Annotated in this window: 8 protein-coding genes; 5 read left to right on the top strand and 3 right to left on the bottom strand. The window is 64.5% G+C overall.

The features are described from left to right. Positions 1-26: 26 nt before the first annotated feature. A complete protein-coding gene (locus AX709_RS18660; RefSeq protein WP_125458960.1) occupies positions 27-263 on the bottom strand; it encodes a hypothetical protein in 237 nt (78 codons plus the stop codon). Between the two features lie 147 nt (positions 264-410). Between AX709_RS18660 and AX709_RS12430 the strand changes: the two genes are divergently transcribed. From AX709_RS12430 to AX709_RS12415, 4 genes are all read left to right on the top strand, one after another. Next, positions 411-1,067, top strand: coding sequence for an HdeD family acid-resistance protein (locus AX709_RS12430; protein WP_174609209.1), 657 nt, complete (start codon positions 411-413; stop codon positions 1,065-1,067). A gap of 94 nt (positions 1,068-1,161) precedes the next feature. After that, complete coding sequence (locus AX709_RS12425; RefSeq protein WP_066549639.1) at positions 1,162-1,668, top strand: Hsp20 family protein; 507 nt, start codon at positions 1,162-1,164, stop codon at positions 1,666-1,668. Between the two features lie 69 nt (positions 1,669-1,737). Beyond that, on the top strand, positions 1,738-2,247 hold the full coding sequence (locus AX709_RS12420; RefSeq protein WP_066549638.1) for an Hsp20/alpha crystallin family protein: 510 nt from the start codon (positions 1,738-1,740) through the stop codon (positions 2,245-2,247). Between the two features lie 142 nt (positions 2,248-2,389). Then, on the top strand, positions 2,390-3,190 hold the full coding sequence (locus AX709_RS12415; protein ID WP_066549658.1) for a trypsin-like peptidase domain-containing protein: 801 nt from the start codon (positions 2,390-2,392) through the stop codon (positions 3,188-3,190). A 62-nt stretch (positions 3,191-3,252) separates the two neighbouring features. On the opposite strand, the gene AX709_RS12410 is transcribed toward AX709_RS12415, so the two are convergent. Then, positions 3,253-3,657 carry a hypothetical protein gene (locus tag AX709_RS12410; RefSeq protein ID WP_066549656.1) on the bottom strand — a complete coding sequence of 135 codons (405 nt, stop codon included), beginning with the start codon at positions 3,655-3,657 and terminating at the stop codon, positions 3,253-3,255. A 785-nt stretch (positions 3,658-4,442) separates the two neighbouring features. On the opposite strand from AX709_RS12410, the gene AX709_RS12405 reads away from it, so the two are divergent. Then, on the top strand, positions 4,443-4,712 hold the full coding sequence (locus AX709_RS12405; protein ID WP_037569879.1) for a hypothetical protein: 270 nt from the start codon (positions 4,443-4,445) through the stop codon (positions 4,710-4,712). 17 nt (positions 4,713-4,729) lie between these two features. On the opposite strand, the gene AX709_RS12400 is transcribed toward AX709_RS12405, so the two are convergent. After that, positions 4,730-6,022 (bottom strand): hypothetical protein, encoded by a 1,293-nt coding sequence (locus AX709_RS12400; RefSeq protein WP_066549637.1) that lies wholly within the window; start codon positions 6,020-6,022, stop codon positions 4,730-4,732. Positions 6,023-6,045 lie beyond the last annotated feature (23 nt).

Raw genomic sequence — 6,045 nt, 5'->3', positions numbered from 1 at the left:
ACGACGAAGCCCAGATCCTCCTTAAATCACAACCTCAAATCTGTGCCATTGGTGCTGACGGCGGACAATGCCAGCGCATCGCGATAACGGTTTACTGAAGTGAATTTCGGGTTGTAGCTGATCTTTACCAGAGGTGCGCAGTTTTTACCCTGTTGGTTCCAGGGGGGGCGCGACGACCCAAGATATCCGGCGCGGCGGTCGCATTGCTTGCCAAGCACCCGTTCTTCAAAGCCGAAGGGTTGGAGATCCTTGCCGTGCTTCATTGCCAGCCGGCGCCCGCTGTTTTCGTATGCGCCCTCCTATTCAAATCATACCGGCCTCACCTATTTCTGCGAGTGATGGTCGCCGGCGCGGAAGTGCCTGATCAGGGCTCCCGTGTCGGCCTCCGCTGTTGAACTGGGAGAGATCATATGACCGCAATGTCTTTTGCCTCCCCCTTCTCCACGGGGAGCGCTTATGCTCGGGGTTCTGCGCTGCTGAGGCGGAACTGGGGTTGGATTGTGTTCCGTGGTGCCCTGGCCCTATTGCTGGGCGTAGTCACTATCCTGTTTCCGCTGAATGCTCTGTTCGCTTTCACCCTCGTGTTTGCCGCTTATGCCGGCGCAGACGGCATCCTGTCGCTGATCGCGGGTGTACGGGGGGCGACGAAGAAGGAGGATCGCTGGTGGGCGATGGTCCTGCGCGGCGTGATCGGCATCGCGGCCGCGGTGGCCGTTGCGCTGATGCCCGAGCTCGCAACCCTAAGCTATGCGCTGGTCACGCTGGGCGTGCTGATCGCCTGGGCGTTCCTTACCGGTGCTTTTGAGATCGCCGCCGCTATCCGGCTGCGCAAGGAGATCAAGGGCGAATGGCTGCTCGGGATCTCTGGCGCGCTGTCGATCCTGCTGGGTGTGTGGGTGTGGGCCATGCTGTGGCTCTACCCGATCGCTAGCATCCTCTCGGTGGCGTGGGTGATTGCGGCCTGGGCCTTCTTCGCCGGCTTTACGCTGATCAGCCTCGGCATCCGCCTGAAGCGACTTCAGGCTGTTGAGAATGGTCTTGAAAGCCGTTCTGACGAAACCAAATAAACTCCTGCCGGGTGCCGACAGGACCCGGCATGGAGAGTGCGTCCGCTCTCTCGGACGCTCTTCATACACTCGTTGCTCAAAGGAGGACTTGTTTATGAGGACCAACTATGACTTCACCCCGCTCCGGCGTTCGACTGTCGGGTTCGACCGGCTGTTCGACCTGCTCGAGAACGGTCTGACTTCGCAGGTTACCGACAACTATCCGCCGTTCGATCTCGTGAGCGAAGGTGAGGACCGCTACCGCATCAACATGGCGGTGGCCGGCTTCCGCCCCGGCGAGATCGAAGTGACCGCACAGCAGAATCTGCTCGTGGTCTCTGGTCGCAAGCAGGAAAGCGAGGAAAGCCGCTACATCCACCGCGGCATCGCCGCGCGTGACTTCGAGCGCCGCTTCGGCCTGGCGGATTATGTTCAGGTGAAGAATGCGGAGCTCAAGGATGGCATGCTCTCGATCGAGCTGGTGCGCGAGATCCCCGAGGCGATGAAGCCGCGGAAGATCAGCATCGGCGCGGCTGGTGAAAATGCCCGCCGGATCGAGGACTCGTCCGCGAACAATAACGAGAAGGCCAACGACGGCGCCAAGCAGCGCGAAGCTGCCTGATGCCGAACCGGGCTCGCCGCGCCGTTCGGGGCGGCGAGCCCTCTTCGCCAGCAACCAAGGAGACGAATCATGTCGATGCGTGATTTGATTCCGTGGCGCCGGCAGGAGAACCCGGCGCCCGCGCTCTTCCGCGACGAAGAGCGCAGCCCCTATGTCCAGCTCCGCCGAGAGATGGATCGCCTGTTCGAGGACTTTTTCCGGGCACCGCTCGTGGGCGGCATCGGCCTCTCCAGCAATGTGCAGAGCTGGCCGTATCTGGAGGTTAAGGAGACCGATGATCAGGTGATCGTCACCGCCGAGCTTCCCGGCCTGACCGAGAAGGATGTGGACGTCACCGTGGACGATGGCGTGCTGACGCTTCGGGGCAAGAAGAAGTCCGAGCACCAGGACAAGGATCGCGGCTGGTCCGAACGCTACTATGGCCGTTTCGAACGCTCGATCGTGCTGCCCGACGGCGCCGACGAGGAGAACTGCCAGGGCGTGCTACGCGATGGCGTGCTGACGGTGCGAATGCCCAAGTCGCAGCGGACGACGCGCGGTCGCAGGATACCGCTCGGCGACGGCGCGACGCAGCACTGATCGATACCGCGCGCCGGCGCCGCCGGTGCGCGGATTTCGAAACACACGCTCGCTACGCCGGCTGGTGGAGGACGAAGCAGAGGGAACAGTCATGGTTCGATCCCACCGGCAATCCAGGGGCATCTGGGCAGCATGGGCTTTGGTGCTCACGTTCGTTGGCGCAACCCTTGGCGGCGCGGCCGTCGAGATGCTGACGAGCACCGCCCCGGCTGAAGCGACCGGGCAACGGGCGATATCGAGCGATGCCGTTCCCCTCAACCGATTGACGCTGGCGCCGCTGGTGGAGCGGGTCGCGCCTGCGGTGGTCAACATCGCCGTGCTGCAGAGTTCGCCCTATGCGCAGAACCCTCTGCTCCGGGATCCCTATTACCGCCTCTTTCTTGGTGTTCCTGACGAAGCCCTCGCGCCGCGCATATCGGCCGGATCGGGGTTTGTGGTTGACGCCGAACGCGGGCTGGTGGTGACCAACCAGCATGTCGTCTCACATGCGCGCGCAATCGCTGTCGGCATCGGCGATCGACAGGTCGAGGCGGAACTGCTCGGGAGCGATCCACTGACCGACATCGCCGTCCTGAGAATCCCCGCAAGAGGGCTGAAGGCCCTGCCGCTCGGCGAGTCAGCGAAGGCCCATGTCGGCGACTATGTCGTGGCGATCGGCAACCCCTTCGAGGTGGGCCAGACCGTCACCGCCGGCATCATCAGCGCGGTACGGGCGCCGTCCGCGGGGGGGCCGCCCTATGTTCAGACCGATGCCCCGATCAATCCAGGGAACTCGGGGGGGCCGCTGATCAACATGCGCGGCGAGGTCATCGGCATCAACAGCGCAATCATCGGCCCCAGCGGCGGAAATGTCGGCATCGGGCTCGCTGTGCCTTCCGACGTTGCGCGGAGAGTTGTCGAACGGATCGCGGGCACGAGGCTGGCTGCTGCCGCCGATAGCTGACTTCCCGCTCTGTTCTTCCCCGCTCCAAAATCCATCGTCAGCGGCGCCACGCCGCTCCGACGCTATTTTAGCAAGGCCGCGGCCACGTCCCCGTACCGAAGCGGGTGAACGCCGTCGCGGGAGCGGAAGCGGCCGAGATCCAGGGTCTCGTCACCAAAGCGAGCAGCGACGGAGCTGACGGTGTAGGCTTGTGGGCGGGCGTATGGCAGCAGCCAGATCACACGGTTGAAGCAGAACTGCGCACGTATCTCAGCGAGGCGGGCGGCGAGAGCCGGTCCGGCCATGTCATTGGAGCCCATCGAGAAGATGCAGGTATTGTAGCGCTTTCCCGGTCTTCGCCAGGAAAGGACCTGGGCGGCCGTGGCCCGCTCTGCGGCCTGAACGTCACAATGGCGTTCGTAGCGCGCGTTTATCGCCTGCGCGGTGCCGACGCCCGTGCTGTCCCCAAGAATCAGACACTCGAACATCAAAGCTTCCCTCGGCCTCCGGTCGGCGGAAGGCATGCTTAGCGAGCAAATCCGTCTAGCCCGATGCGCAGTTTGCTGGGCATGGTCGCGGTCCATCGCCACGTGGTCGATGTTGGCCCGACTGCCGCGGGTCGGGCCAACGCGTCAGTAGCAGCGCCACACGCGGAGATGCGGCGCTTCCCAGCGCCACCCGCAATGCCGGTACCACCGGCCGTGCCAGCGATACCAACCATGACGAGGGCCTGGTTCAGCTATCCACACTGGGCCGCGCCATCCTGGCGCCCAGCGATGATGGCCGGTCCAATGATGCCAGCCCGGCCCCCACGCCGGCGGCGGCGCCCAGACCTGAGCCGCGGCGGGGGTAAGGGACATGCCGAAGAGCGCCAGCAGACCGACGATTGCCGACGTCAGCACCTTCATCGCGCGCGAAGGCCAGCGACGCACCTCCGATCGAGAGGGTGGCGTCTGGCTCTCCAGATGGCGGAGCGAGTTGTCGTGGGAGCTATCGGCAGCAACGCGCCGGCGCCCGCGGATCAGATCGCGAATAATCGTCCTCATATCCAAATCCTCTACATGAGCAATTCGGGCATGAGATGCGCCGGAGAGAGAGCCGGCGCCCTCTAGTCCCAGCCGAACCCGCTATGGCGTTCGGCGTCAGTCGAGCTAGTATTCTTCCGCGCCCCGTCAAGGGTCGGAGGCCAGACTTTGGCGGCCAGCAACGATTGTAGGAACCGAGACGAGGGCAGACACTTACCTGGATGGCGGTGCGAGTAGGTACGGTCGAAATGGCGCAGCTAACGCAACTCGAACTGGCGAACTGGGCAGCCCTCTATGCTGCTACGGCGATGTGCTGTGCGATCGCCCTCGCATTGTCGATTGTCGGCGCTGGAGTGCAGGTCTGCCGCGAACGCGCCTGGGAAGAAGTTCGGAGCGTTCGACAAGCAATCCTCTTCGTGCCCAAGCTCTGGTGGCTGTGGCAACGGCTCTACTTTCGCTCGACGCCGGTTATCATCGCCATTGTGGGCGGGTTCGCGATGACGCTTCGCTGGAGCTGAGAAGCACGGGGCTCAACTCACAGGTCCAGGGCGGCGGCAACCTTTCGCGCTACCCGGCCCAGCTCGAGGTCGCCGGAACTGAGGCAGAGCAGCGGAGCGATCTCGCGCATGCGGGAATGCCCGCTGGTGCTCGATCCGTCATGCTCGTCGTCACCGTGGTCGATGGCGTCGATCGCCAGACGCTTGATCTCCCCGGTGATCCGCGAGCGCGCCTCGATCAGGAAGTCCGGTCGCGCAGGGCCGAGCGGCGTCAGAATATCGAACACGGGCTTTTCGATCGCGGCATCGATGCCATGCCGGTGAAGGTTGCGCTGGATCGACAGCAATTCGCGCAGCAGGCTGCGCTCGAACTCGGACTCGACCGGGATGAAGCGCTGCCCCGAGTAGATCGGCTGCGCGTAGGCGCGAAGCGGAGCATAGCCACGCGCCTCGGGATATTGACCAGCGACGACGATCACGAGGAAGGGGCCACGGACCAGGTTGCCCCGCACCGACGGGGATTGCACCCGATTGGCGACGCGCACTGGCCGGTTGTCGGCGGTCTCGATGACATGGCCGGTGATCTGATGCGAGAAGAGCGCGAAGAACGCCTGCGGCGCGTGGCCGGGAGGCCAGTCTCCGGAGAGACGCCTCAGAACCGCATAGGCGCGCCGGCTGTGCAGGGCATCGGCGTGGGTCCAGAAGGCGCGGCTGAGCTCGACGCCGGGCGCGATCTCGATCCTGCTGCTCGCCTTCACTAGAGCATCGAACTCCCGCTTGATCGAAGGCTCCTCCGCGCCATCCGACAAGGGAAAAGCCCGGGTCGTCCCTGCAACGTCGAGGAGGCGCCATAGCAGCCGGGCCAGCCTAGGCACCGAGGCGTGGCGCGTGCGATCGTCGCTGGCGTCGCTCTCGGGCTGTTGCGCGAGCTTGCTGGGGGCAGGCCGCAGGACCTCGAAGAAGCCCTCGGGAGGCGCCGCCGGCGTTTCGCGCGATCGGACCTCCGAGATGCGATGGGTGACCTGATCCCGGAAGAAGGGGCAGTCGGCGCGGTGGTCGGGTCGCTTCGCGCTGGTCAGCCGGCGGAGATAATAGGTCTCCGCCTCCGACAGGAAGGCGGGCGTAAGTATCGGCGGCGGATCGTCCGCGGCCAGGCAATCACAGGCGATCCACTTGGCGCCGATGCGGGCGTTCTGGACGAGCGTGATTCCTGCCTCTTCATCGCCAGGCGATCCCTGGCCGATGTACCAACGCACCAGCGCCTCGCGGAGCGGAGCGGGCAGCGCGATCCGGGGGCCGCCGCCATCCGTGTCTCGGTCAATCAGCCACATGATCCAGTTTCGGGCGATCCAAT

It is taken from the genome of Sphingomonas sp. CCH15-F11 (genome assembly GCF_001557005.1).
Lineage (GTDB): Bacteria > Pseudomonadota > Alphaproteobacteria > Sphingomonadales > Sphingomonadaceae > Sphingomonas.
The sequence above is the reverse complement of the archived record's forward strand: the minus strand, read 5'-3'. Positions and strand labels throughout refer to the sequence as shown.